The organism is Xenorhabdus sp. KK7.4, assembly GCF_963876465.1.
GTDB classification, from domain to species: Bacteria; Pseudomonadota; Gammaproteobacteria; order Enterobacterales; family Enterobacteriaceae; genus Xenorhabdus; species Xenorhabdus stockiae.
Genome location: NZ_CAWNQF010000067.1, coordinates 353,918 through 356,964, shown reverse-complemented (window position 1 = coordinate 356,964; position 3,047 = coordinate 353,918). Strand labels below are relative to the sequence as shown.

General features: G+C 53.6%; 1 rRNA gene. It reads left to right on the top strand.

Going from position 1 to position 3,047, the window contains the following annotated elements:
* The first annotated feature begins 114 nt into the window (after positions 1-114).
* Positions 115-3,023 (top strand): 23S ribosomal RNA (locus tag AACS90_RS23315).
* Positions 3,024-3,047: the final 24 nt, after the last annotated feature.

The window sequence follows — 3,047 nt, the reverse complement described above, 5'->3', positions numbered from 1 at the left end:
TGCTCTTTAACAATCTGGAACAAGCTGAAAATTTGAAACACTCAGTAGGGTGTCATCAGACAACTATTGAGGAGTCTCTCAATACCCCAATCCGAAGACACCTTCGGGTTGTGAGGTTAAGCGACTAAGCGTACACGGTGGATGCCTAGGCAGTCAGAGGCGATGAAGGGCGTGCTAATCTGCGATAAGCGCCGGGAAGGGGATATGACCCGCGAGACCCGGCGATACCCGAATGGGGAAACCCAGTGCAATTCGTTGCACTATCCTGACCTGAATTCATAGGGTCAGGAGGCGAACCGGGGGAACTGAAACATCTCAGTACCCCGAGGAAAAGAAATCAACCGAGATTCCCCCAGTAGCGGCGAGCGAACGGGGAGGAGCCCAGAACCAACATCAGTGTCAGCGTCAGGAGAACGGTCTGGAAAGGCCGGCAGTAAAGGGTGATAGCCCCGTATCTGAAGACGCTGGCAGTGTGAGTTCGATGAGTAGGGCGGGACACGTGGTATCCTGTCTGAATATGGGGGGACCATCCTCCAAGGCTAAATACTCCTGACTGACCGATAGTGAACCAGTACCGTGAGGGAAAGGCGAAAAGAACCCCGGCGAGGGGAGTGAAAGAGAACCTGAAACCGTGTACGTACAAGCAGTGGGAGCACCCTTTGGGGTGTGACTGCGTACCTTTTGTATAATGGGTCAGCGACTTATATTCTGTAGCAAGGTTAACCGTATAGGGGAGCCGCAGGGAAACCGAGTCTTAACTGGGCGTTAAGTTGCAGGGTATAGACCCGAAACCCGGTGATCTAGCCATGGGCAGGTTGAAGGTTGGGTAACACTAACTGGAGGACCGAACCGACTAATGTTGAAAAATTAGCGGATGACTTGTGGCTGGGGGTGAAAGGCCAATCAAACCGGGAGATAGCTGGTTCTCCCCGAAAGCTATTTAGGTAGCGCCTCGTGAATTCATCTTCGGGGGTAGAGCACTGTTTCGGCTAGGGGGTCATCCCGACTTACCAACCCGATGCAAACTGCGAATACCGAAGAATGTTATCACGGGAGACACACGGCGGGTGCTAACGTCCGTCGTGAAGAGGGAAACAACCCAGACCGCCAGCTAAGGTCCCCAAGTCATGGTTAAGTGGGAAACGAAGTGGGAAGGCTCAGACAGCCAGGATGTTGGCTTAGAAGCAGCCATCATTTAAAGAAAGCGTAATAGCTCACTGGTCGAGTCGGCCTGCGCGGAAGATGTAACGGGGCTAAACCATGCACCGAAGCTGCGGCAGCGACACGTAAGTGTTGTTGGGTAGGGGAGCGTTCTGTAAGCCGTTGAAGGTGGCCTGTGAGGGCTGCTGGAGGTATCAGAAGTGCGAATGCTGACATAAGTAACGATAATGCGGGTGAAAAACCCGCACGCCGGAAGACCAAGGGTTCCTGTCCAACGTTAATCGGGGCAGGGTGAGTCGACCCCTAAGGCGAGGCTGAAAAGCGTAGTCGATGGGAAACAGGTTAATATTCCTGTACTTGGTGTTACTGCGAAGGGGGGACGGAGAAGGCTATGTCATCCGGGCGACGGTCGTCCCGGTTTAAGCGTGTAGGTGGGCGGTTTTGGTAAATCCGGACCGCTGTATAACACTGAGGCGTGATGACGAGGCACTACGGTGCTGAAGTGACAGATGCCCTGCTTCCAGGAAAAGCCTCTAAGCTCCAGGTAACATTGAATCGTACCCCAAACCGACACAGGTGGTCAGGTAGAGAATACTCAGGCGCTTGAGAGAACTCGGGTGAAGGAACTAGGCAAAATGGTGCCGTAACTTCGGGAGAAGGCACGCTGGCAGTAGGTGAAGAAACTTGCTTTCGGAGCCGAAGCCAGTCGCAGATACCAGCTGGCTGCAACTGTTTAATAAAAACACAGCACTGTGCAAACACGAAAGTGGACGTATACGGTGTGACGCCTGCCCGGTGCTGGAAGGTTAATTGATGGGGTTATCCGTAAGGAGAAGCTCTTGATCGAAGCCCCAGTAAACGGCGGCCGTAACTATAACGGTCCTAAGGTAGCGAAATTCCTTGTCGGGTAAGTTCCGACCTGCACGAATGGCGTAATGATGGCCAGGCTGTCTCCACCCGAGACTCAGTGAAATTGAACTCGCTGTGAAGATGCAGTGTACCCGCGGCAAGACGGAAAGACCCCGTGAACCTTTACTATAGCTTGACACTGAACACTGGTCCTTGATGTGTAGGATAGGTGGGAGGCTTGGAAGTGTGGACGCCAGTCTGCATGGAGCCATCCTTGAAATACCACCCTTTAATGGCTGGTGTTCTAACGTAGGCCCGTTATCCGGGTTGCGGACAGTGTCTGGTGGGTAGTTTGACTGGGGCGGTCTCCTCCCAAAGCGTAACGGAGGAGCACGAAGGTTAGCTAATCACGGTCGGACATCGTGAGGTTAGTGCAAAGGCATAAGCTAGCTTGACTGCGAGCGTGACGGCGCGAGCAGGTACGAAAGTAGGTCTTAGTGATCCGGTGGTTCTGAATGGAAGGGCCATCGCTCAACGGATAAAAGGTACTCCGGGGATAACAGGCTGATACCGCCCAAGAGTTCATATCGACGGCGGTGTTTGGCACCTCGATGTCGGCTCATCACATCCTGGGGCTGAAGTAGGTCCCAAGGGTACGGCTGTTCGCCGTTTAAAGTGGTACGCGAGCTGGGTTTAGAACGTCGTGAGACAGTTCGGTCCCTATCTGCCGTGGGCGTTGGAAGATTGAAAGGGGCTGCTCCTAGTACGAGAGGACCGGAGTGGACGCACCACTGGTGTTCGGGTTGTCATGCCAATGGCACTGCCCGGTAGCTAAGTGCGGAAGAGATAACCGCTGAAAGCATCTAAGCGGGAAACTTGCCTTGAGATGAGTCTTCCCTGACTCCTAGAGAGTCCTGAAGGAACGTTCGAGACGAGGACGTAGATAGGCTGGGTGTGTAAGCGTTGCGAGACGTTGAGCTAACCAGTACTAATGAACCGTGCGGCTTAACCTGACAACACCGAAGGTGTTTTGCGGG